The 23,126-nt window shown below is 61.5% G+C and carries 17 protein-coding genes; 15 read left to right on the forward strand and 2 right to left on the reverse strand.

Annotated features, from left to right (window positions below):
• Positions 1 to 2: 2 nt before the first annotated feature.
• From tssF to U0004_RS13685, 15 genes are all read left to right on the forward strand, one after another.
• Complete coding sequence (gene tssF, locus U0004_RS13615; protein ID WP_070257334.1) at positions 3 to 1,847, forward strand: type VI secretion system baseplate subunit TssF; 1,845 nt, start codon at positions 3 to 5, stop codon at positions 1,845 to 1,847.
• Complete coding sequence (gene tssG, locus U0004_RS13620) at positions 1,811 to 2,905, forward strand: type VI secretion system baseplate subunit TssG (protein WP_070257325.1); 1,095 nt, start codon at positions 1,811 to 1,813, stop codon at positions 2,903 to 2,905. Before tssF ends, tssG begins: the two co-directional genes overlap by 37 nt.
• A gap of 46 nt (positions 2,906 to 2,951) precedes the next feature.
• On the forward strand, positions 2,952 to 5,612 hold the full coding sequence (gene tssH, locus U0004_RS13625; protein WP_070257322.1) for a type VI secretion system ATPase TssH: 2,661 nt from the start codon (positions 2,952 to 2,954) through the stop codon (positions 5,610 to 5,612).
• A gap of 66 nt (positions 5,613 to 5,678) precedes the next feature.
• Positions 5,679 to 8,216, forward strand: coding sequence for a type VI secretion system Vgr family protein (locus U0004_RS13630; RefSeq protein WP_070257320.1), 2,538 nt, complete (start codon positions 5,679 to 5,681; stop codon positions 8,214 to 8,216).
• A complete protein-coding gene (locus tag U0004_RS13635; protein WP_070257318.1) occupies positions 8,213 to 9,127 on the forward strand; it encodes a DUF4123 domain-containing protein in 915 nt (304 codons plus the stop codon). Before U0004_RS13630 ends, U0004_RS13635 begins: the two co-directional genes overlap by 4 nt.
• A complete protein-coding gene (locus tag U0004_RS13640) occupies positions 9,124 to 9,600 on the forward strand; it encodes a hypothetical protein (protein WP_070257316.1) in 477 nt (158 codons plus the stop codon). The genes U0004_RS13635 and U0004_RS13640 overlap by 4 nt, the downstream gene beginning before the upstream one ends.
• 312 nt (positions 9,601 to 9,912) lie before the next feature.
• On the forward strand, positions 9,913 to 10,419 hold the full coding sequence (locus U0004_RS13645) for a hypothetical protein (RefSeq protein WP_139144173.1): 507 nt from the start codon (positions 9,913 to 9,915) through the stop codon (positions 10,417 to 10,419).
• Between the two features lies 1 nt (position 10,420).
• Positions 10,421 to 12,535 (forward strand): phospholipase effector Tle1 domain-containing protein, encoded by a 2,115-nt coding sequence (locus U0004_RS13650; RefSeq protein WP_071653687.1) that lies wholly within the window; start codon positions 10,421 to 10,423, stop codon positions 12,533 to 12,535.
• A 1-nt stretch (position 12,536) separates the two neighbouring features.
• Positions 12,537 to 12,803, forward strand: a complete 267-nt coding sequence (locus tag U0004_RS13655; protein WP_070257310.1) for a PAAR domain-containing protein — start codon at positions 12,537 to 12,539, stop codon at positions 12,801 to 12,803.
• A gap of 7 nt (positions 12,804 to 12,810) precedes the next feature.
• Positions 12,811 to 14,157 (forward strand): hypothetical protein, encoded by a 1,347-nt coding sequence (locus U0004_RS13660; protein WP_139144172.1) that lies wholly within the window; start codon positions 12,811 to 12,813, stop codon positions 14,155 to 14,157.
• A 109-nt stretch (positions 14,158 to 14,266) separates the two neighbouring features.
• Positions 14,267 to 17,068, forward strand: a complete 2,802-nt coding sequence (locus tag U0004_RS13665) for a type VI secretion system Vgr family protein (RefSeq protein WP_115057469.1) — start codon at positions 14,267 to 14,269, stop codon at positions 17,066 to 17,068.
• Positions 17,065 to 17,988 carry a DUF4123 domain-containing protein gene (locus U0004_RS13670; RefSeq protein WP_081345623.1) on the forward strand — a complete coding sequence of 308 codons (924 nt, stop codon included), beginning with the start codon at positions 17,065 to 17,067 and terminating at the stop codon, positions 17,986 to 17,988. The genes U0004_RS13665 and U0004_RS13670 overlap by 4 nt, the downstream gene beginning before the upstream one ends.
• Positions 17,939 to 18,445 (forward strand): hypothetical protein, encoded by a 507-nt coding sequence (locus U0004_RS13675; RefSeq protein WP_147284980.1) that lies wholly within the window; start codon positions 17,939 to 17,941, stop codon positions 18,443 to 18,445. The genes U0004_RS13670 and U0004_RS13675 overlap by 50 nt, the downstream gene beginning before the upstream one ends.
• A gap of 71 nt (positions 18,446 to 18,516) precedes the next feature.
• Entirely contained in the window at positions 18,517 to 19,017 is a 501-nt protein-coding gene (locus tag U0004_RS13680) for a DUF3304 domain-containing protein (protein WP_081345622.1), read from the forward strand.
• A 31-nt stretch (positions 19,018 to 19,048) separates the two neighbouring features.
• Entirely contained in the window at positions 19,049 to 21,199 is a 2,151-nt protein-coding gene (locus U0004_RS13685; RefSeq protein ID WP_081345621.1) for a T6SS phospholipase effector Tle1-like catalytic domain-containing protein, read from the forward strand.
• A gap of 65 nt (positions 21,200 to 21,264) precedes the next feature.
• On the opposite strand, the gene tssA is transcribed toward U0004_RS13685, so the two are convergent.
• Positions 21,265 to 22,311 carry a type VI secretion system protein TssA gene (gene tssA / locus U0004_RS13690; protein ID WP_070256534.1) on the reverse strand — a complete coding sequence of 349 codons (1,047 nt, stop codon included), beginning with the start codon at positions 22,309 to 22,311 and terminating at the stop codon, positions 21,265 to 21,267.
• A gap of 19 nt (positions 22,312 to 22,330) precedes the next feature.
• Positions 22,331 to 23,125 carry an OmpA family protein gene (locus tag U0004_RS13695; protein ID WP_070256532.1) on the reverse strand — a complete coding sequence of 265 codons (795 nt, stop codon included), beginning with the start codon at positions 23,123 to 23,125 and terminating at the stop codon, positions 22,331 to 22,333.
• Position 23,126: the final 1 nt, after the last annotated feature.

Below are 23,126 nucleotides of genomic sequence, written 5' to 3' on the forward strand. Positions count from 1 at the left end.
ACTTGGAAGAATTATTGCCGTATTACGAACGTGAACTGGGTTTCCTGCGCCGCTATTCGCGCGAGTTTTCCGAGCGCTACCCGAAGATCGCGGGACGGCTGCTGATCGGCGGCGAAGTCTGCGAAGACCCGCATATCGAGCGCATGATCCAGTCCTTCGCGCTGCTCAATTCGCGCATCTCGAAACGCCTCGATGACGATTACCCTGAATTCACCGAGGCGCTGTTCGAGGTGCTGTATCCGCATTACCTGCGGCCGTTTCCTTCGTGCTCGATCGCGCGTCTCGACTACAGCGGTGCGGCGGCGCAGCTGACGGCCGCCACCGAGATTGCGCGCGGCACCGAACTGGCCACGCGCCCCGTCAAGGGCGTCGCGTGCACCTTCCGCACCGCGTATCCGGTCACCGTGGCGCCGCTGGCGCTGACGCATGCGGCGTTTGCCGCCATCATCGACGCGCCCGAGCAGGTGCAACTGCCGCCCAACGCCACCTCCAGCGTCAGCATCGTCATCGAAGCGACCGCCGATCAGATCAGTCTGGCGCAACTGGGTGTCAAAAAGCTGCGCGTGTTCATCGACGGCGAGCCTTCGTTTTGCGCGGCGCTGCGCGACGCGCTGTTCATGCGCACGCTCAAGGCCTATGTGGAAGCGGACGATAGCGGACGCTGGAGCGCGCTGGCGCAGATCCCCGTCAGCGCCGCCGGCTATGCCGAGGACGATGCGCTGATCCCGTTTTCAGCCCGTTCGCATCCGGCCTACCGGCTGCTGACCGAATACTTCTGTTTTCCCGAAAAATTCAATTTTTTCGACATCGACCTGGCCGCGCTGTGCGCGCCGCTGCCGTCCGGCTGCCGGCGCATCACCTTGCACCTGGCCCTGGCCGGGCTGCGCACGGATTCAAATACGGCGCGCATGCTGGGCACCATGTCGACGAATAACCTGCTGCTGGGCTGCACGCCGGTGGTCAACCTGTTCCGCCTGCGCGGCGAGCCGATCCGGCTGACGCATACGGCCGCCAGCTATCCGGTGCTGGCCGATGCGCGCCGCGCCTACGCCTTCGAGGTGCAGGCCATCGAATCGGTCAAGCTGGTGCGCCAGACGCCGCAAGGGGAGTCGATCACGGAATTTCGCCCGTTCTATTCGCTGCGCCACGGCCAGATGCCGGCCAGGGATGGCCATTACTGGGTAATGCGGCGCGATGACACCATCAGCGAGAAAAGCCCCGGTTACGAGACCGAGATTTCCATCGTCGACATCGATTTCGATCCGGCCGCGATTGAAACCGATACCCTCAGCCTGGAGCTGAGCTGCACCAACCGCGACCTGCCGGCGCAACTGACCTATGGCCTGCGCGGCGGCGACCTGTTCCTGGAAGGCGGATCGAGCGTGCGCAGCATCCACTTCCTGCGCAAGCCGACGGAATCGCACCGCTTCGAGCGGGGGCGCGGCGCGCACTGGCGCCTGATCTCGCACCTGTCGCTGAACCATCTGTCGCTGTCGGGCAGCGGCCTGGAAGCGTTCCAGGAAATGCTGACCCTGTATGACTTGCCCCGCTCGGCGACCTCGCAACGGCAGATCAGCGGCATTGCGGCGATCGACCACAAGGCGGCCAACGCCTGGCTGCCCGGCAATCCCTTCGCCTGCCTGGTGCGCGGCCTGGAAGTGCGGCTGACGCTCGACGAGGAAGCGTTTGTGGGCAGCGGCATCCATGCGTTTGCCCATATCGTCGAGTGCTTTCTCGGCCTGTACGTGCATGCCAACAGTTTTACCCAACTGGTGGTACTGTCGAAAAAATCGGGAGAGGAGTTGTTGCGATGCAAACCACGCAGCGGCGATTTGAGCCTAGTGTAATCGAGCGCCTGTTCGCCGAGCCTTACCGCTTCCAGTACTTCCAGGCGGTGCGCATGCTCGAACTCTGGCTGGTTCGCAACGGCATGGCGCGCGAGGGCGCGGTGGCCAACTACCTGCGCTTTCAAAATTCGGTGTCGCTCAATTTTGCACCCAGCCAGCTTGAAGCGGTGCAGGCGGAACCGCGCGAGCTGGGCGCCCTGGCGGCCGACATGCGCGCGCTGGGCGAGGCCGTGCGGGGCGGCGAACTGAAATACGTCCGCATCACGCCTGCCTTCATGGGCTTTCTCGGCGTGGCCGGCGCGCTGCCGGCCCACTATACCGAACGCATCGCCGCGCACCAATTGTACGAAAAGGACGAAGGACCGCGCGCCTTTCTCGACACCTTTTCCAGCCGGGCGCTGGCGCTGTTCTACGAAGCGTGGCGCAAGTACCGCCTGGAACTCAAGTACCAGCTTGATGGCAGGGACAAGTTCCTGCCGCTGCTGCTGTCGCTGGCGGGACTGGGCCATGCGTCGCTGCGCCAGCGCCTGTACGACGATGGCGACGGTGTGCTCGACGAGTCGGTGGGGTTTTTTGCGGCCGCCATGCGGCACCGGCCGCCATCGGCGGTGGCGATCGGCCAGGTATTGTCGGCCTATTTCGGCCAGACCATCAAGGTGACCCAGTTTGTCGGCTGCTGGTACGACGTGCCGCCCGACCAGCAAAGCAGCCTGGGTGGCATGAACGCCATGCTGGGTTCGACCGCGCTGGTCGGCGCGCGCGTCTGGCAGCGCGACTTGCGCATGCGGCTGGTGGTCGGACCGTTGGCGCGCATGCATTTCGACGCCTTTCTGCCGGGCGGTGCGGCGGCGCGCGCGCTGGAAAAAATGCTCACCATGTTTACCGGCCTGTGCCTCGAATACGAAGTGCAGCTGGTGTTGCGCGCCGAGGATGTGCATGGCGTCACGCTGGAGCAGCCGCGCAGCGGCGGGCGGCTGGGCTGGGACAGCTTCCTGATCACCTCCGGCGCCGCGCAGGACCGTGGCGACGTGCGCTATGAACTGCATACGCTGGCATGAATTATTTTTCCTTTTTTATCCGTTTCCACACAAGGACCTTTGCCCCATGAGCATCAACCTCAAGACGCTGATCAGCAAGCTCAATGACACCAGCCGCACCGCCGCCACCCGCGCCGCCGGCATCTGCGTCGGCCTCGGACAATACGAGGTCGACCTGGAACACCTGTTCCTGGCCCTGCTGGAACAGCCGGCCAGCGACTTTGCGCTGATCGCCCGCCACAGCGGCATCAGCGTCAGCATGCTCGAAGCGGACCTGCAGGCCGAGGTGGCGCGCCTGCAGACCGGCAATGCGCGCACCCCCGTGTTTTCGCCCAGGCTGCCGAAGCTGTTTGAAAATGCCTGGCTGATCGCGTCGCTCGACGTGCAGGCCGGCCGCCAGGCGAGCATCCGCAGCGCCCATCTGCTGCAGGCGCTGCTGACCGACCCGGAGCTGGCGCAGCTGGCTTACCGCGGCTCGAAACTGTTCAACAAATTCAAGCTCGACGACCTGAAGCACAACCTCGACAAGATCACGCAAGGCTCGCAGGAAGCGGCAGGCGCCCCGGCTGCCGATGGCGAGGCGGGGGAGGGCGGCGATCCGGTCGGCGAACTGGAAGGGCGCGCGGCCGCGTCGAAAACCCCGGCGCTGGACCAGTTCACCACCAACCTGACGGCGCGCGCGCGCGACGGCAAGGTCGATCCGGTGATCGGGCGCGATGCCGAGATCCGCCAGGCGATCGATATCCTGATGCGCCGGCGCCAGAACAATCCCATCCTGACGGGCGAGGCGGGCGTGGGCAAGACGGCCGTGGTCGAAGGGCTGGCGCTGCGCATCGCGCAGGACGACGTGCCCGATGTGTTGAAGGGCGTCGAGATCCATACGCTGGACATGGGCCTGCTGCAGGCTGGCGCCAGCGTCAAGGGCGAGTTCGAGAACCGCCTGAAAAACGTCATCGACGAAGTCAAGAAAAGCCCGCACGCCATCATCCTGTTCATCGACGAAGCGCACACCATGATCGGCGCCGGCGGCACGGCCGGCCAGAACGATGCGGCCAACCTGCTCAAGCCGGCCTTGGCGCGCGGCGAGCTGCGCACGATCGCCGCCACCACCTGGGGCGAGTACAAGAAGTATTTTGAAAAGGACGCCGCGCTGGCGCGCCGCTTCCAGGTCGTCAAGATCGAGGAGCCGAGCGAGGAACTGGCCTGCGCCATGTTGCGCGGCATGGCGCCGCTGATGGAAAAGCATTTCAATGTGCGCATCTACGACGAAGCCATCACCGAAGCGGTACGGCTGTCGCACCGCTACATCATGGGCCGCCAGCTGCCCGACAAGGCCATCAGCGTGCTCGATACCGCCTGCGCCAAGGTGGCGCTGGGCCAGAACGCCACGCCGGCCCTGCTGGAAAACCTGGTCAAAAAGCTTGACCGCATCGACGCCGAAGTCGCCACGCTCGAGCGCGAGGAAAAGAGCGGCGGGAACCACCCGGTGCGCCTGAAGGACTTGCGCGCGCAGCGCAGCACGGCCGCCGGCGAGCATGCGACGCTGGCCGCGCGCTGGGAAAACGAAAAGACCCTGACCGGGAAGGTCAAGGCGGCGCGGCAGGAGCTGGAAAACGCCGGTGCGAAACCGGACGCCAGCCAGGCTGGCGACCTGCAGGCCTTGCTGAAGGACCTGCGCGCGCTGCAGGGCGAAACGCCGATGGTGCCGGTGCAGGTTGACGGCCACGTGGTGGCGGAAATCGTCGCCGGCTGGACCGGCATCCCGCTCGGCAAGATGGTCAAGGATGAAATCCGCACGGTGCTCAAGCTGAAGGATATGCTGGAAGAGCGCGTACTGGGCCAGTCGCATGCGATCGAGGCGGTGGCGCAGCGCGTGCGCACCTCGCGCGCCAACCTGGACGACCCGAACAAGCCGAAGGGCGTGTTCCTGTTCGTCGGCCCGTCCGGCGTGGGCAAGACGGAAACGGCGTTGGCGCTGGCCGACGTGCTGTATGGCGGCGAACGCAAGCTGATCACCATCAACATGAGCGAATACCAGGAAGCGCACAGCGTATCGGGCCTGAAAGGCTCGCCGCCCGGCTATGTCGGTTATGGCGAAGGCGGCGTGCTGACCGAGGCCGTGCGGCGCAACCCGTACAGCGTGGTGCTGCTCGACGAAGTGGAAAAAGCTCACCCGGACGTGCTCGAACTGTTCTTCCAGGTCTTTGACAAGGGCGTGATGGAGGATGCCGAAGGGCGCGAGATCGACTTTAAAAACACCATCATCATCCTGACCTCGAACGTCGGTTCGGGCATCCTGATGCAGGCCTGCCTGAATGTGGCGGCGGCTGACCTGCCGACGCCGGAACAGCTGGAGGAAAAGATCCGCCCGCAACTGGTGAAAACCTTCAAGCCGGCCTTCCTGGGGCGCTTGAAAGTGATTCCGTTCTATCCGATCTCGGACGATGTGCTGGTCAATATCATCGGCCTGAAACTGGGCAAGATCGCCCAGCGCATCGCGGCCAATCACAAGGCCGAATTCAGCCACGACGAGGCGCTGGTCGAGGCAGTGCTGGCGCGCTGCACCGAAGTCGATTCGGGTGCGCGCAACGTCGACAATATCCTCAACGGCACCGTGCTGCCCGAGATCGCCGAGTCGGTGCTGGCCAAAATGGCCGAAGGCGCAGCGATCACGAAAATCAAGGTCAGCGCCAGCAAGCAGGGGCAGTTCAAGTACACCATCAAGTAAGCATGCGCACGCGAAGCAACATGGCTGCGCCGGCAGGCGCAGCGTCACTCAAGGGAATGGACATGCATGGCTAATCCGGAGCAGGGAACAGACAATCTGTTTGCAGGGATCGGACAGCACGCCCGGCTGCTCAAGCTGGACACGCCGCTGGGCGCCGATGTCTTGCTGGCGCAGCGCGTCCATGCGGTCGACTGCGTGAGCGAGGGATACGACTATGTCGTCGATCTGCTGTCGCTCGACGATGCGGTGGAACTCAAGCAGCTGATCGCCCAGGAAGTGACCTTGTGGGTACTGCAGCCCGACGCCAGTTACAGCCCCATCCACGGTTACGTGCATACGGCCAGGAAGCTGGGCAGCGATGGGCAGCTGTCGGCCTACCAGATCGCTTTTGCCAGCTGCCTGCACTTCCTCAAGTTCCGCAAGGATGCGCGCATCTGGCAGAACAAGGGCGCCGACGACATCATCGCCGACGTGCTGGGCGGCCATCCGCAATGCCAGGGCAAATTCAGGTTCGACCTGAACCAGGCGGTGCGCCAGCGCTCGTATTGCACGCAATACGAGACGGACTGGCAATTCGTCATGCGCATGCTGGAAAGCGAAGGCTGGTACGGCTATGTCGAACAGGCGGCCGATGGCAGCGGCCATCAGTGGATCATCACCGATTCGGTGCAATCGCTCAAGCCGCTGCAGCCCGGGCAGATTGCCTTTCACCGCGCAGCTGGCACCGAGGAACTGGACAAGATCGTCCAGTGGGGCGGCGCCCGCACGCTGTCGAACAGCCAGCTGGCGACCCGCACCTACGACTACAAGGCACCGCGCAGCAATCACCAGGACGCCGTGCAGATCTTGCCCGGGCACGGCAGTATTCCGTCGCAGCTCGAGGTTTACGAATATACGGGCGCTTACAGCAGCGCCGACACCGAGCATGGCGCGCAACAATCGCGCCTCCGGGTGCAGGAGTGGGAATCGCGCATCAAGCGGTTTTTTGGCACTTCGGGCGTGCGCCGGCTGCCGGTGGGCTGCTGGTTTACGCTGCTCGACCATCCGGCCCATGCCGAAGAGGCGGCCGAGGAGCGCCAGTTCGTCGTGCTGGGCGTGGAATGGGCGATCGAAAACAACCTGCCGCTGTCCAGCATGCAACAGGATTTTTCGGGCAGCCTGAAAGGCCGGCTGCAGCAGTTCAAGGAAGAGGCGGGCTTGAACCGCGCCGACCTGGCCCCGACCGGTACCGGCGATGAGCGCACCGGCCACTGCTTCAACCGCTTCGAAGTGCAGCGCCGCAGCGTGGAATACCGCAGTGCCTTCGTGCACGCCAAGCCGGCCATGCATCCGCAGACGGCCACCGTGGTCGGCCCGGCCGGCGAGGAAATCCATACCGATACCCTGAACCGCGTGAAGGTGCGCTTCCATTGGGACCGCCTCAATCCCGGCGATGAAAAGGCCTCGTGCTGGGTGCGCGTGAGCTATCCGAATGCCGGCGAGGGCTATGGCGCCGTGCATGTGCCGCGCGTCGGCCAGGAAGTGATCATCACCTTTCTCGACGGGGACGTGGACCGGCCCATCATCACGGGTCGCATCTACAACGGTGAACAGGCGCCGCAGTGGCATACCGATGGGCGCATGTCGGGCTACAAATCGAAAGAATACAAGGGCGCGGGCTTCAATCAGCTGGTGATGGACGACAACACCGAGCAGAACCGGGTGCAGCTGTACAGCAGCAATACCCATGCACAGCTCAACCTGGGCTATCTGGTGGGGCAGCAGGGCAATCAGCGCGACGGCTTTTTCGGTTCCGGCTTCGCCCTCAATTCGGATGCGTATGGCGCCATCACCACGCAAAAGGGACTGTACATCAGCACCTACGGCCGGCCCGGCGGGCGCGGCTCCCAGCTCGACGTGCGCGAGGCGTACGATCAGCTGACGCAGGCGCACGAGCTGGCGCAAAACCTGTCGGACGTGGCGGAAAAGTCCAGTGCCGAGGCGCTGCCGGGGCAGCAGGCGTTCCAGCAATTCATCGACGCGACCCAGGCGCAATACGACGGCGCCGGCCAGCAGGGCGCCAACCGCTTCGCCGAGCCGGTACTGCTGGCGGCGTCGCCGGCCGGCATCGGCCTCGCCACGCCGAAGAGCACGCACCTGCACAGCGGCGAACAGCTCACGATGTCGACGGGCGAGGATGCCAATCTGGCTGTCGGTAAAAGCCTGATCGCCAGCGTCAAGGAAAAGATCAGCCTGTTTGCATACAACGCGGGCATCAAGCTGTTCGCCTCGAAAGGAAAGGTCGAGATCCAGGCGCACGGCGGCGACATCGACATCATCGCCGAAAAGGTATTGCGCCTGCTGTCAGCCACGGACCGCATTGAAATTTTTGCCAAGAAGGAAATCATCCTCGGTGCCGATGGCTCGGCCATCAGGATCAACGGCGCGGGCATTACCGACATGACGAGTGGCCAGCGCATCAGCCATAACGCCGATTTTTCGATGCCAGGCCCCAAGACGATGCCGTATGCGCTGCCGGTGCTGCCCAAGGAAGTCTGCCTGGAATGCCTGAAAAAGCGCGCAAAACAGCGTACCGCCTTCGTCAACAAAGGATCTCAACGATGAATTTTTTGCCTCTGGATCAGGCTTCGTTTGCAACAAACCTGGCAAGCGCGCTCGACAATCGTGAACTGAGCTGTTATGCCATTGTCGACCAGGCGCAGGACGGCACGCTGCTGGCGCACTTTGAAAAAGAGCAGATCAGCATGCACAGCAAGTGCCTGCTGCCGGCGGCGCTCGGGTCCGATACGGAAGCGTACGCGCCCCATCTGGTGGCGTTGTGGCCACTGGCTGCCGATACCGAAGCGTGGCCGGATATCGTGCAAGGCGCCGCCAGCCATCCTGCCAGCTTTACGCTGCTTGCAAGTACTGATGATTTCGACACGCTGTGGGAAAGCCTGGCGGCGTTTACTGAAATACTGCTGCCGGACGGCACCGACATGATTTTTGCCTTCTGGGACCCGGCCATCCTGGGCACCCTGACGGGACAGAAAAGCGACCTGACTTTGCACGTGGGGGTGCAGGCGCTGACCGTTTCCCAGCGCGAGCGCCTGCTGCAAGGCATAGTAGCATGGTGGTACTGGGACCGCGATGGCCATCCCCAGCAGGTGCTGCCAGGGGAAAACGATCACGGCCTGCCTCCCCACCGGGTGACCTTGCCGCTCAAGCTGGCCCAGGTGCAGGTCGACATGCTGGTGGAAGCGGGCATGCCGGACCAGCTCTTGTCGATGCTGCAGGAAAACCAGCCGCAGCTGCTGATGGATATTCCACCAGCACAGCACTACCGCCTCGTGCAAAAACACCTGTTGGCCGCGCGCAAACTGAAGCTGTCCGGCATGCGCGACATTCTTAACTACACCTGCGCCGCCCTGATCTACGGCGACAAGCTCCAGACCAACCCGGTCATTGCGTCACTGCTGGCGCAGGTCAAGGCCGGCGATATCAGCTTTGAAGCTGCCATGGACCAGTTTCCATGAGCATCTGGAAACAGGACGCAACGAAGTCAGGCCGGCGGCTGGCGCTCGGATTGATGGCGTGCGGTTTGCTACTGCCGCTGGCGGCGTGCGGGCAAGCGGTAAAGAAAGAGATATGGCTGAATGTGGAGATGGTCTCGTATGTCGATCGGCCCATCTTCGATATTATTTTTAACGGCACTGACTTGGGTGTGATGGACGAATATGGTTCCACTGGAACCATTACCGAGGTACGAATTCCTTTCGGTATCCAGGCGCTCAAGTGGACGCTCGATGGACCAAAGGACTCGCCGCGCAATGGTGAGGTCGTGACCATCAAAAACCAGTTGGTGATTTCAGCAGAGCAGATACCGCTTGGAACGCGTTATTTTGGCTTGCATCTTTATCCGGACGACACCGCCGAGATAACCTTTGCGGACTTCATACCTGAACGAACAGCCCGAGGCGAGAAAATTCTGGCGGCGAGGAAGAAATAACATGCGTGGCAAGGATGGAAGAAACGCGGCAAATCAAAAATTGGCACTTTCGCCGCCAGGCAGGCGTCACGCCACCATGGTGACTGCACTGGGCTGGCAATCTCGCTGGTGGACTGCGGTCATGTCTTGCGAAAAGAAATCGGCTGAAAGTCTAGCTGTTCTCTTACCTAGGCAAGCCGATGCACGAAACAGGGCGGTAGGTGTCCGCACCTGCAGCCGTGATATCGCTGCGGTGAAAACCGGCGCAAGGCTGCGTTGAAATGATAGCTAGCAGCACACTTGGTCACACACACAGCATAAGGGCATAACATCATGACAGGCGACGAACGAGATATGGTTATTCATAAATCACGACCATTGCTATCAGGCCGGCGGAGTGCCATCGGCTTGATAGGTTTGGGTTTGATGATGCCGCTTGCGGCTTGTGGACAAGGAAAGAAAAAAATGCAAAAAGAAACAGCGCTGCATGTAGAAGTGTTCTCTTATATTGATCGAATCATTATTGATATTTCTTTTAACGGCACCGGCTTGGGCGTGATGAATAGGTACGGGCGCACGGGCACTATTACCGATGTTTACATTCCGTTTGGAATTCAAACATTGCGATGGAGATTGGATGGGCCAGAGGGTACACCGCGCAATGGCGAGGTGGTGACCCCAAAGAACCAACTCGTCATTTCGCCGGAGCAGATATCCCCGGGAACGCGTTATCTCGGTATACATCTTTATCCCGATGATACGGTCGAGTTCACCTTTGCGGACTCCATACCAGAACAAACAGCCAGAGGTCAAAAAATTCTTGCTAACAGGAAGAAATAATATGGCCGAAGGAGATAAATTGCTTGCGGCGCGGGCATGCAACCGTGATGTTGCCGGCGTAGAACCCAGTGCGAAACAGAATTGCGCGGATACTGTAAATATCAGTATCTACTTTGATGGAACTGGAAATAATAGAGACGCGGATAAAGACCTCCGGCGTTGGTCGAATCCGGCGCGGCTGTGGCAGTCGGCTCAATTTCTTCTGGGGGGTAATTTTCCAAATTACGCTATTTATATCGCTGGGGTCGGGACGCGTTTTAATGGTACAGCGACAGACTGGATGGACGAGAAGCTGAGGAGGGTGGAAGATTCGGAAGCCGCCGGACGTGGGCTTGGTGCTGGCGGAACACGCCGAACCGAGTTTGGGCAAACTAACGTTGATGAAGGTTTGCGTGTCGTCCTTATGCAAAATGCTGCCAAGCTGAACATCCCATTAAAGGCCTATAGAGAAAAGGGGAAGCCAGCCAATATCAATGGTCTCGCTGCCGCGATCGAGGCACATGGCCTGATTACTATCATTAATCTTTCTATCTTTGGCTTTTCACGCGGCGCAGCATTGGCCAGGGCTTTCAGCAACGACATGCTGAAAGCATGCACCACTGGAAAAGATGGCTTGCTGCGTTACAAGGGAGTACCCATACGCTTCAACTTTATGGGATTGTTCGATACGGTTGCCTCGTTTGGCTTGCCAGCGCTGAACGTCGATACGCCCTTTAATGAAAAGAATCTGGTAGTACCGCATGCGGTCGAGCGTTGCGTGCACTATGTAGCGGCGCATGAGTTGCGTTTTTCGTTTCCAGTCGATCTGATCCGGAAGAATGGGGCGCTCAAGTCTGGTTGGACTGAAACAGTGTATCCGGGAGCCCATTCCGATGTTGGGGGAGGGTACGAACCGAAAAACCAGAATATTTTGAATAGCTATGCGCGTATTCCGATGCGCGACATGATGCGCGAGGCAGTAAAGAGCGGTGTACGGTTGGTCGATTATGACGATATCCATAAGTCTAGTAAGGTAATTTTTGAAGAACGTTTTGAGTTTAAGCCTGAAGTCGAAGCGTCTTACAAGCAATACATGGCAGCAATTGGTGCGCCCGCCACCGTGGAGCAAGCTGTTACGGCCCACATGAAAGCCCTGTATTCCACATGGGGCACGATGACCAAGCGAAAAATCAAGACGCCGGACCTGATTGAAGCCGAGAGCGCAGGTGGCAGCAAAAAAGGTCATCCCGGCATTGCGCGTGAAGCTGAATTGTTGCTGGATGCCGCCAAAGCAAAAGAATTTGCCGTGTCGCATATTCTGCCCACGGTATCGGCAGCAACGCTGCAGGTCATCGGCATGAAGTACAGCATGATCGTACGCCCGGAAAAGTGGCGGCTCGATGCCTGGCAAGCGACGGCATCCGATCCCGTACTCAATTTCATCAAATCCGCAGTGCATGATTCCAAGGCCGGCTTCATGGGCGGCGTGGAGCCGTTCAGTTATTTCCGTCCGCGCGGCATGACAGAATCGTCGCGCAATGTGCTGGCGCAAGGCTTGGACTGGCTGGACGATACCGTCACTGCCATCAAGAAGGGCGTGATCAAGGTGTATCACCGGACCGAGGGCGTGGTGGTGGAAACCTGGGAAGGCGGCAAGCGGGTGGCCACGCATACGTACAAGGTGGGTGAAAAATTTGTCGTCGATACCGTGCGTGCTGGCGTCACCTATACGGTAGAGGTGTATCAGAGCGGCAAGCAGGTCGTCATCGCTGCCGTGAAGCGCGGCCAGCAGATGGTCATTACCTCGGTCAACGTCGTCAAGAAAGAAATCACCGATGCCGCGACGGCCGTGCAGAAAAAGGCCGGTGAGGTGGTGGACGCAACCCAGGAGCTGGCGGCGGAGGCCGGGCGCAAGGTGCAAAGCGGCGTCAACCAGGCCAAGGACATGGCCACCGAAGCCGGGCGCAAGGTGCAGAGTGGCGCCAGCCAGGCCCGGGACATGGCCACTGAGGCCGCACGCAAGGTGCAGGGCGGCGCCAGCAAGGCGGCCAAGGCGATCAGCGACGGCGTCGATACGCAGGTAAAAGCGATTGAAGATGGCTGGAGTGCCTTCCGGCGCAATCAGCTGGGATTCTGACATGGCGCTCGCAATCATCCGGCTCGGCGACAAGACGACCCACGGCGGCGTCGTGGCAAACGCCTCTCCCGTGCATACGATCCGCGGCATCGGCATCGCCAGGGTGGGCGACATGGTCGCGTGTCCATTGCCGGGCCATGGCAGCAATCCGATCATCGAGGGCAGTACCGTATTCAGTATCGGCGGACGCAAGGTGGCGCTGCATGGGCATAAAAGCGCTTGCGGCTGCGCGCTGATCGCCAGCCTGCCCGTGGCCACGATAGGGTAGGAGGAGCATGAGCGATATTTTCTTGCCGCAAGCACCGCCCGTACACCGTCCGCGCCGCCGGCTGGTGTTCAGGATAATCTTGTGGATACTTGTGCTGGCAATTGTCGGCATTGCCTGGATTGCTCTGCTGGCAAGCGTGGCGCCATCGCGCCTGGATTTGTCAGGTGGGCGCGCAATACTGATGCTCTGCGCACCGCCCGTGCTGCTGGCCTTTCTGGGCTGGACAGGCCTGCAATTTCTTGCAACCCCAGGACCCGTGCCGTCTTTGCCTGCCAGCACGGCGATCCCGGCGCCGGCGCAGGAGCTGCCGCAGGAACCGCCGGCGCCGCCGATTCCCCTGGTGCGCCTGCATATCGGTGCCTGGAGCGCGCTGACGCCCCATGGTGCCGTGACCGAAACGGCCGAAGGCAGCAAGGCGCGCAAGCAAGTCTTCAAACCTGACAAGGCCATCCTGCACCCGTCCGGCTACCCGGCCCATGCCGGTATCGTCGATCCTCTCGACCTCGGTGCGATGGGGCATGCCGCCGGCACGCGTCTGCGCCTCCCGCGCGTGATGACCCTGCTCGCCGCCATCCTTGACGACCTGCATGCGCAGCAGGGCAGCCTGGTTCGCCGCATCGATGGCCCGGTGAGCGTGTATTGGCTGGCGCCCGATGCGATATCCGGCGGCGCGGCGCAGGGCGCAGTCTTTGCACGGGCATGGCAGCATTCGGCCTGGCGTGACATGCCCTATGTCTTGCAGCCGATGGCGGCCGGCGAAGCCCGTCTTTTCACGGTACTGTCGGCCCTGCAGCACGGCATTCGCCAGCCTGCCGTTTGCGCCATCATCGTCGGCGCCGACAGCTTGCTGGACCCCGAGGAACTGGCGCCTGCCTTGGCGCTGGGACAGGTGTTTGCCGCCAGTGCGCCGCAGGGCTTCATTCCTGCCGAAGGCGCGGGCGGCATCGTGCTGTGGAACCCGGACAGGGCGCCGGAGCAGGGTTGGGCGCATGCCGCAATACTGGGACCGGTCAGCACCGTGCAGGGTGCCGCGACGCACGCCGCCGTGCATGGCGTGATGTCCGCCGCGCTCATGGCGTCGGGCATGGACGCCGCCGATATCGCCCATGTTGTCAGCGATGCCGATCACCGCCCGCAAGCAAGCATGGCCGTGGTGGCCGCCATGTTGCAGCTGCTGGCCGGTCTCGACCCGCTGGAACAGCGGATGAGCCCCATGGAGTCGGCAGGCAGTTTTGGCGCTGCAACCGATCTGGTCCATCTTGCGCTGGCGGTAGAACTGGCCAGTGAAAAACCGGTGCTGGCGCTCGGCACCACAGGCGGACAGTGCGCTGGCGTCGTGGTAATGCCCGCCTGAGCGGCAAGGGTGCACATGCAATGGTTTCAATCGCGCTCCTGCGATATACATTCCTCGCTACAATAATTGCAAAATATGCAAATCGTGGTAAACGACTGACGGGAATCGCATGTCATCCACCTCGACCGACAAGATTGCTGACGCACTGGCCGCTTTCACGAGCGCCACGCGGCTGTACGAATTGATCATCGGCGAGGACGCGAACGGCAGCTTGCTGGTCGAAGCCTTTGCCGCCGACGAACGGCTGCAGGAGGTCGGCGCGCGCGACGTCATCGCCTTGTCCACCAGCGCCCATGTTGCGCTGGCGTCCCTGCTGGGCCAGCCGGCCAGCCTGCATATCAGCCTGGCGGACGGCACGCGCACGCAGTTTTCCGGCTATGTCAGCGAAGCGGCCATGCTAGGCAGCAATGGCGGCCTGGCGCGCTACCGGCTGCGCATCACGCCTTGGTTGTGGCTGCTGACGCAAGTGCGTAACAGCCGCGTCTGGCAAGATCGGAGCGTGACGGCCATCATCGACGAGGTATTGCAGGCGTATGCGCCGTATGCGCTGTGGCGCTGGAGCGACGAGGTCGCATCTTTCATGCAGGACGCGGGCGAACGCAGCTATTGTTGCCAGTACCGCGAATCGGATTTCGATTTCGTGCGCCGCCTGCTGACGGAAGAGGGCATCGCCTGGCGCTTCGAGGCGCACACTCTGGTCCTGTTCGCCGACAGCAGCCAGGCTTGCGCCACGCCCGAGGACGCCAGCAGCGCACAGGCGGGCGGGCTGCGCTTTCATGGCGCGCGCGTCGGCGAGCCGGGCGACAGCGTGCAAGCCTTGAGCGCGCGGCGCAGCCTGCAGGTGGGCCTGAGCAGCGTGCTCAGCTATGACTACAAGGCGAAAAAGGCCGTGGCCGCCAGCGTGCCGGCCAACATCGCGCTTGGCGGCAAGAACGCGCCGGTGCTGGAAAGCTACGACACACCGGGCCAGTACTGGTACGCCAGCGCCGCCCAGGCGCAGCGCTACGCGCAGTTGCAGATGCAGGCCCATGAAGCGCGCGCCCAGCTGTGGCAGGCCCGTTCGACCGTGCGCACCCTGCGCGCCGGCACGCGCTTTACCCTGACGCAGGGACCGTTACCGCAGGCCGATGGTGCCGCGTCCGAATATGTCGTGCTGCGCGTGGCCAGCATCGGCGTCAACAACCTGCCGGCGCCGGCCCTGGAGGGATTGGCGGAACTGTTCGGCCCGATACCGGAATTGCTGGAAGAAACCGTGGCGGAGTGGGGCGCAGGATTTCCCGATGTCGCCGCCGCGATCGCCCAGGCGCAAACCAGCGGTTACGCCAACTGCATCGAGATGATCACCGCAAGCACCCCGTGGCGTCCGGTGCATGACAGCAACGATGCGCGCCAGCACGCCACGCCGACCGCCCTGGGCAGCCAGAGCGCCATCGTCATCGGCGCCGATGGCAATGACGTGGCCAGCGGCGCCGATGAAATTTATTGCGACAGGCTGGGCCGGGTGCGCATCCGCTTCCACTGGCAACAGGAGACTGGCGCGACTTGCTGGGTGCGCGTGGCGCAGCGCGCGGCCGGCGGCGGCATGGGCAGCCAGTTCCTGCCGCGCATCGGCCAGGAAGTGCTGGTGCAATTCCTGGAAAACGATATCGACCGGCCCGTCATCATCGGCGCGCTGTACAACGGGCAGGGCGAGGGCGGCACCGTAGCCACGCCGGGCGGTATTGCGCGCGATCAAAACGACGCTGGTGTTTTCCATCCGGCCCACGATCACGCCGTAGCGGGGCAGGGTAATCTGGCGGGCGGCAACAGTCCCTTGTGGCATGGCGCCGCAGGCGCCAGCGCGGCGCACCGCAATGCCAGCGCGCAATGGGGAGTTCGCAGCAAGGAGTTCGGCAAGGCGGGCGGCATGGCCGGTTACAACCAGCTGCTGTTCGACGACACCGACAGCCAGGGCCGGGTACAGTTGAAAAGCAGCCATGCGGCCAGCGAGCTGAGCCTGGGCCATCTGATCCACGGCGCCGACAATTACCGTGGCAGCCTGCGCGGCGCCGGCGCCGAGCTGCGCACCGATGCGTATGGCGCGGTGCGCGCCAGGGCGGGCTTGCTGATCACCAGTTATGTGCTCAAGCACGAGGCCGCGCAGCGCGATCCTGCCGGCGACAATGCCGGCGGCATCGCGCTATTGAAGCAGGCAGTGATGCTGGGCGACACCTTCAGCGCTGCCGCCAAAACGCACGAAACGGTGGCCTACGCCAGCCATGTGGGCGTCACCGCACCGAATGCCAGCGAACTCGACGAGCAGGCGGCGCCCCTGAAAGCCATGCAGGCCAGCGTGGCGGGCATGCACGAACAATTGCCGCACACCAAGGACTCGCTGATCGCGATTGCCGCCAAGGCTGACCTGGGCCTGATCGCCGGGCAGGACCTGCAACTGGCCAATGGCGAGAGCGTCGTCCTGATGAGCGGGCAGGACACGCAATGGAGCAGCGGCGGCCAGTGGCGCCTGCACACGGGCCAGGCCATCGGCATGTTGGGCGGCGCCGTCAAGGCCGGGGAGGGGGGGGCCGGGGTGCAGCTGATCGCCGCCCAAGGCATCATCGACGCGCAGGCGCAAGGCGACACCTTGCGGCTCCAGGCGCGCGACGAGGTCAACGTCATCAGCGCCAACGCGCATGTCGACTGGGCGGCGGCGAAAAGCATCCGCCTGTCGACGGCGGGCGGGGCCAACATCACCATCGAGGGCGGGAACATCACCATCCAGTGTCCTGGCAAGATCACCGTGTTTGCAGGCAAGAAAAGCTTCATCGGGCCCACGCGCACACCGTATGTGATGCCGCCGCTGCCATCGAGCACGTGTAAAAGCTGCATTTTGAGCGCCATGCAACAGGGCGCAGCGGGAGTGCTGCGGTGACGCCCGACAGCGTTTCGGCATTGCACCACTGGGTCCGGGCCAGTCTTGAGCGGCAACGCCTGCCTTATCTGCTGCTCGACAGTGCGCAAGCCGAAAACAGCCACCTGGCGCTGCAGCGCTGGAAAGTGCCATATGCGTCGCTGTTCGAGGAAACCCACGAAGCGAGCCTGCCCGAGATCGCGCCCCTGCTGATACGGCTGTCCGGCCTTGCGCCGGCCATGCTGGAAAAAGTCTGCGACTGGGCCGAAAAGCTCGGTTATGGCGCGCCTTGCCTGAGCTGGATGGAAAGTCCATGGCCCTTGCCCGAACTGGCGCGGCATTTGCGCCAGTTTCACGCCGTCGGCCTGAGCGACGAGCAGCAGATGATGCTGCGCTGGTATGACACGCGCATCCTGCCCGTCTGGCTGGCCTGCCTGGAGCCGCTGCAGCGCGAGCAGTTTGTGGCGGGACTGTTGAACTTGCAGTATATCAACCGTTTTGGCGACGTTGCCGTCCTGCTGGAGGTCGATACTGCCGGTGCTGCACCGGACGCTGCGCTCATGGACTCGCCGCTCATCCACCTTGACGATGCGCAATACGGCATGCTGGTCGATGCCGGCGACGCCGATACGCTGATCAGTCATTTGCGGCGGGTGATCACGGACGAAACCAGCGATACCCCGCCCCGGTTGCTGTACGAATTCGTCGCCCGCTACCAGCAGCGCGCACTGGCCGCCGGCATCGACGACCTGGACCGCCAGACGCAATACCTGCTGCTGGCCTTGTATACGTCCGGCGCCGGCATCGAACATCCCGATTTCATCGCCCTGATGCAAGACCCACCCACCTCTATCGAAAGTTTTTATGAAGCCATGCAAGCCTTGTCCGACGATGTATGGGAAGCCGGCCCGCCTTTATGGGGCGTACAAGTTGAAGCTTGACCGGCTGCCGGCGCTGGCACTGTGCCTGAGTTTGGTCTTGGCATTTGCCAGCAGCAACATCGCGGCGCAGACAACGGTAAAAGTCGCGCCGCAAGCGTCAAGCGCGGTGAAGCATGGCAAACTGAAACCGGCCGACACCGCCAACCTGGTCAGCCATTTGCGGCGCGTGATCACCGATGAAACCAATGACACGCCGCCGCGCGTGCTGAACGCCTTTGTCGCGAAATACCAGCAGAGGGCGCTCGATGCCGGGATCGATGACCTCGACCGGCAAACGCAGTACGTCTTGCTGGCGCTATATACCTCCGGCAAGGCCATGGAACAGCCCTTGTTTATTGCATTCATGAAAAACCCACCCGCATCGCTCGATGCTTTTTACGACGCGCTGCAAGCCTTGCCGAAAACCGTTTGGGAAGCGGGGCCACCGTTGTGGGAGTCGTATGAGCCAAAGGGATAATGATTCTTGAAATTGATTTCATGTAATTTGAATCACAAGATTTATTTGGCCGGCGAATTTCAGGAGATCACATGATAAAAAAACTAATGCCGAAAAATTTACTCAATGTATTTTTATGTATTTTTATGGCATTTTCAAATATTGCTTGTAGCAAGGAATCAATGAAAACTAGCGTGAGTTTGACGGCATATAACCATACTGAGAGCGGCGTCGGAAGTTATATTGTGACACTGGCAGATGGAACTTCAGTAGAGGCTGGCTACCTGGCTCCTGGCGAAGGGGGGGGCGGGGAAACTTGCTGTCTTTCAATTCCTTCAGTATGGAAGCCTGGCATGAAAGCGACGATATCTATGCAAATATTAAAAAATGGTAAGCCGATTCGAGTGGAAAAGACTGTCTCTGTACCTCGTTACAATTCGTCCGATGCCGGCAGGTTTGTCGTTCATTTTCTTCACGATGGCAGCTTAAAGGTTTTTGTAACTAAATACTCGTTGGGACATCGAAAATATCCACTTTCTGGCAAGGAGGCGGAACTGGAGCCTGGCGTTCCACTAGAAATAATATGGGAATAGAAATTATAAATAATTCAGGGGTTTTGTAAAAATGTCTATTGTTTATACAGGAAGAAAAGCTCCTCTCGATGGGCGACGCAGGCTCACTCCCAAAGAATCGTCACAGCGTGCCAAGGCGATGGCTTGCGTCAGGTCGCCTCATAAAACAGAATGTCAGGGGCAGATTTATATCGGACTGTTTTATGATGGCAGTGGAAATAATCATGATTGGAAGCAGAAAGATCCGCTAGTCAATCCCAAGAACTTGACACAAAGGCAAAGAAACAAGCACAGCAATGTTGCCCGGCTTTGGGATGCACATCTTGATGAAGAAAAAAATGGATTCTTTCGTGCATATATGCCAGGTGTTGGTACGCCGTTCAAGGAGATTGGCGATACGGTCGAGGCATTAACTGATAATGCGGGTGGTGGCTTCGGTTACATGGGTGCCGATCGTATCAATTGGGGTATCACTTCATTGCTCAATGCAGTGCACCGTTATTTGACAGGTACACCTATGCTAGGTTGGGACGAGCAAAGGCTGCTGGTTAATTGGATGAGTTCGCAAATGCTGCTTGGGTTGGAAGGCGTGCAGCGTTGGACAATGCTGACGTCGCTTGAAGAAAAACTGGCGCGTGTCGTCAAAAATCATCAGCGCAAGCTCAAGCAAATCAACGTATCCATCTTCGGTTTTTCTCGTGGCGCGGCCGAAGCGCGCGCCAGCGCGCACTGGCTGCATCAGGTGTTCGAACGGGAAACCGGCGCATTTGAGCTGGCAGGCGTCCCCATACGCATAGGCTTCCTGGGAATTTTTGATACCGTCGCCGCCGTTGGCGTCGGTGACGTAACGCCGGTGACCTTCGGGCATATGGCCTGGGGAAATGGAACCCAGAGCATTCATCCCGTAGTTGAAGAGTGCACGCATTTCATCGCTTTGCATGAACAGCGCGCCAGTTTTCCGTTGGAATCGGCAACGGGACGGGGCAATGTTGGTTACCCCGGCATGCATTCTGACGTAGGTGGGGGATATTACCCTGGCGAGCAGGGCCGTTCCATGCCGGGCTGGGGGCCTTCGCCGCATCTGTCGCAGATTCCCTTGATCGACATGCATTTCGCCGCCCTGAAAGCCGGTGTGCCCTTGCGCACCCTGAATGAGATGAAAGAGGCCAGGCACAGTTTGCTATTGCTTTCCTTTGCCACTGACCCAAGACTGATCGCCTCCTATAACAACTGGCTGACCCATAACGGCATCAAGGGCGCGGACGTGAAGACCTTTACCGAGGCGCATACAAAACAATATCTGCGCTGGCGCGGCATGTTGCACGCGCAGGGAAAAACGCAATTGAAGAGCAAGCGTTTTTTCAAGGAGTCGGATAAGCCAGGCCAGAAAGACTTGCTGGAGGCCGACACCGATCTGGGGATATATTTGCGCTCCTGGCGCGAACGAAAGATGGCCAACGCAACCGTGGCGGGGTGGCTCAATGAACGTGCCAAGACGGTCTTGAATCGCGTCAGCCCGGCTGGCATGCTGTTTGTCGAAGACGGGAAAGACCCGTTAAGCGACTGGGAAGAGCGGTTTTTGAAAATCATGACGGAAGGCGCGCAGCCGCCGGCCGGCTGCGTCACGCTGTTTGAAGATTATGTGCACGATTCGCGCGCCGGCTTTCGCATCCTGGGCAAGCACGAACCGGTATGGCTGACCGGCGGCTATGGCCGCTTCCGCAACGTTTTCGTGCAAAGCGATGATTATTCGAACATGTCGAATATCGCCAATGAATCTTTGAAGGCCGTCAAGGCAGCAGGCGACGCGGCCGTGACCTACTTCCAGAAGTTGTATGGCTATACGGTCAGCACTTACCGGGCAGCGCGCAGAAAGGTTGCCGCGACCGCGAAGGCGGTGGCCGAGGCCGAAAAACGGCTGGAGCGGCAGGCGGTGGCAACGTACAGGGAAACGAGCCGGATGATCGTCGATGGCGCCACCCGCGCCGGTCACGGCGTGCATGATGCCGGGGTGGAGGTGGAAAAAAAATTGGACCGCGCAGTCAAGACCGCGAAAAACGCCATGCAGCAAGCCAGCCAGGAAGCCCGGCTTTATTATCAGGCCGAAAAAAAGGTCATCTTGAAATATGCGAAGGCAGAGGCCGAGTGGAAGGCGCAGCTGGAAAAGCGCTGGCGCGAGGAAGAGCGGGAAAAAGCGAAATAAGACCGAGCCAGGCAGAACACCCTCGGCGACGGCAGATGCGCCGCCAAGGGGGAGGGGGCATCCGCTTAGCCATTGCCGGGCGGTTGCACGCCCAGCAGTTCTTCGATATGCGCGAGCGAATGGGGATCCTTGACCACCGAGCGCAGCCAGCTGTGCAAATCCTGGTCGGCCGCATTGGCGGCCTTGTCGGCAAAATAGGAGACGGGGCTGTGCGGCTCGCTGCGGCGGAAGAATTGCGCCACGGCGCGCAGTTGCTCGATCGCCTGCGCGCGGGTGGCGATGGCGCCGGGCGGGCCGGCCGGGATCGCTGGCAGGGCCGGCGCCATGGTGCTTTCTGCAACGGCCGTGCCGCCCGCCGCTGCGACAGGCACGGCTGGCGCCGCGCCGGCACTGGATGGCATCACGCGCAGCATCGCTTCGACGGCTTCCCGCGCTGTGGAGAAGGCCGGGCTGTCGTTGCCCAGCCGGGCGTCGACGACTCTTTCAAGCTTGCGCAGCGCTTCCAGGCAATCTTGCGCGTCGACGGCGAAGCTGGCGCAGAAGGCGGCCGAGTTGTTGCGCCGCGCCGCTTCCATGTCGGACAACTTGACGCCCTCATGCTGTCTGGCGGAATCACCCGGGGCGGCCTGGCGCCGCGCCGTCTCGAAATCGATGGTGGAAAAGGCGCCGCCCGGGCCGCCCGTGACGGGCACCTCGCGCAGCAGCGCAGGAATGCGCGAGAGTATCCAGCTGAGGTTGCCGATGCGCTGTTCCTGGTCGCCATCCTCGGCTTCCGGGAACAGGCCCCGGTCCCAGAATTTTTCGCACAGCCCCGCCAGCGCCAGCAAGCCTTCGGCCATGCCGCGCAGGTGGTAGCGCTTGGTGCCCGCTTCCGTCAGCCAGACGGCCAGGCGCAGATCCTTGCTGCTGCCGGCGAGCAGGCCGGCGCAGCTGCGCACGACGAAGTCCCAGTCGGCCTCCTTCAGGTCGGCGACCCATTCGCCCTGGTCGAGCGTGGGGTCGTCGAACTTGCGCGCCAGGGTAATGGCGTCGAGTTCGGGCGAAAACGCCAGGTCCACGCCTGCCGGCTGTTCATTGCTAATTGGAAATAATAATTGTTCGGCTGAAAACATGTGGTCCCCTGATGGATGATTATTGCGCCATGCGAAATTCAATGCGCCGGTTGCGGGCGCGCCCGTCCACCGTGTCATTGCTGGCGATCGGCCGGTCGGAGCCCTGGCCCGACGCCGTCAGCAGGTCGCCGTGGATGCCTTTCGATGCCAGGTAGAATTTGACGGCCTCGGCCCGCGCCTGGCTCAGGCTCTGGTTACTGGCGCGCAAGCCCTGGTTATCGGTATGGCCGATGATTTCGACCTTGCGGCCAGCCAGTTTTTGCATGGCTGCCGCCATTTCATCGAGGATGGCGCGGCCCGATGGCGTCAAGGTGGCCTTGCCGCTTTCAAACTCGATGGTGCGGTTGGCCAGGGTGGTGTCGAGCACGCCTTGCTCGCTGGCCGACACGCGCAGGCCATTGTTGACGCTGTAGGTGGGATTGAGGCTGGTAGCGATATCGCTGGCGATTTTTTGCCGCTGCGCCTCGTTGGCCACTTCCCCGCGCACGCTGACGACGCTGCCGTCGATTTTCAGCTGGCCGCGGCTGATCTGCTTGAGGTTGGGCGACAGCAGCTTTTGCACATAGGCGTTCCAGTTGGCAGGCAGCACCACCTGGCCGACGGCGATCTGGTCGACCACCTTGTCGGCGCCGTACAGTTCGCGCAGGCGCGCCAGCACGGCGGCCTTGCTCGCTTCGTCAGGCACGGTGCCAGCGGCCAGCACCTGGCCTGGTTGCGGCGTGGCGGCCGTGGGTACCGAGATGGGCGCTTGCGCTGAAGCGGACATGGCGGCCAGCGCCATGCCGAGGAAGAGAACGATCCGGGATACGCGCATG

Origin of the sequence: Janthinobacterium lividum (assembly GCF_034424625.1) — a bacterium.
Taxonomy (GTDB): Bacteria; Pseudomonadota; Gammaproteobacteria; order Burkholderiales; family Burkholderiaceae_D; genus Janthinobacterium; species Janthinobacterium lividum.

Bases quoted from the DNA above. Each gene is read 5' to 3' on its own strand.
- tssA (WP_070256534.1), bottom strand. From the start codon at position 22,311: ATGTTTTCAGCCGAACAATTATTATTTCCAATTAGCAATGAACAGCCG.
- U0004_RS13675 (WP_147284980.1), top strand. From the start codon at position 17,939: ATGTATGGGAAGCCGGCCCGCCTTTATGGGGCGTACAAGTTGAAGCTT.
- U0004_RS13645 (WP_139144173.1), top strand. From the start codon at position 9,913: ATGACAGGCGACGAACGAGATATGGTTATTCATAAATCACGACCATTG.
- U0004_RS13680 (WP_081345622.1), top strand. From the start codon at position 18,517: ATGATAAAAAAACTAATGCCGAAAAATTTACTCAATGTATTTTTATGT.
- U0004_RS13635 (WP_070257318.1), top strand. From the start codon at position 8,213: ATGAATTTTTTGCCTCTGGATCAGGCTTCGTTTGCAACAAACCTGGCA.
- U0004_RS13655 (WP_070257310.1), top strand. From the start codon at position 12,537: ATGGCGCTCGCAATCATCCGGCTCGGCGACAAGACGACCCACGGCGGC.
- U0004_RS13660 (WP_139144172.1), top strand. From the start codon at position 12,811: ATGAGCGATATTTTCTTGCCGCAAGCACCGCCCGTACACCGTCCGCGC.
- U0004_RS13665 (WP_115057469.1), top strand. From the start codon at position 14,267: ATGTCATCCACCTCGACCGACAAGATTGCTGACGCACTGGCCGCTTTC.
- U0004_RS13640 (WP_070257316.1), top strand. From the start codon at position 9,124: ATGAGCATCTGGAAACAGGACGCAACGAAGTCAGGCCGGCGGCTGGCG.
- tssG (WP_070257325.1), top strand. From the start codon at position 1,811: ATGCAAACCACGCAGCGGCGATTTGAGCCTAGTGTAATCGAGCGCCTG.
- tssH (WP_070257322.1), top strand. From the start codon at position 2,952: ATGAGCATCAACCTCAAGACGCTGATCAGCAAGCTCAATGACACCAGC.
- U0004_RS13650 (WP_071653687.1), top strand. From the start codon at position 10,421: ATGGCCGAAGGAGATAAATTGCTTGCGGCGCGGGCATGCAACCGTGAT.
- U0004_RS13630 (WP_070257320.1), top strand. From the start codon at position 5,679: ATGGCTAATCCGGAGCAGGGAACAGACAATCTGTTTGCAGGGATCGGA.
- U0004_RS13695 (WP_070256532.1), bottom strand. From the start codon at position 23,125: ATGCGCGTATCCCGGATCGTTCTCTTCCTCGGCATGGCGCTGGCCGCC.
- U0004_RS13685 (WP_081345621.1), top strand. From the start codon at position 19,049: ATGTCTATTGTTTATACAGGAAGAAAAGCTCCTCTCGATGGGCGACGC.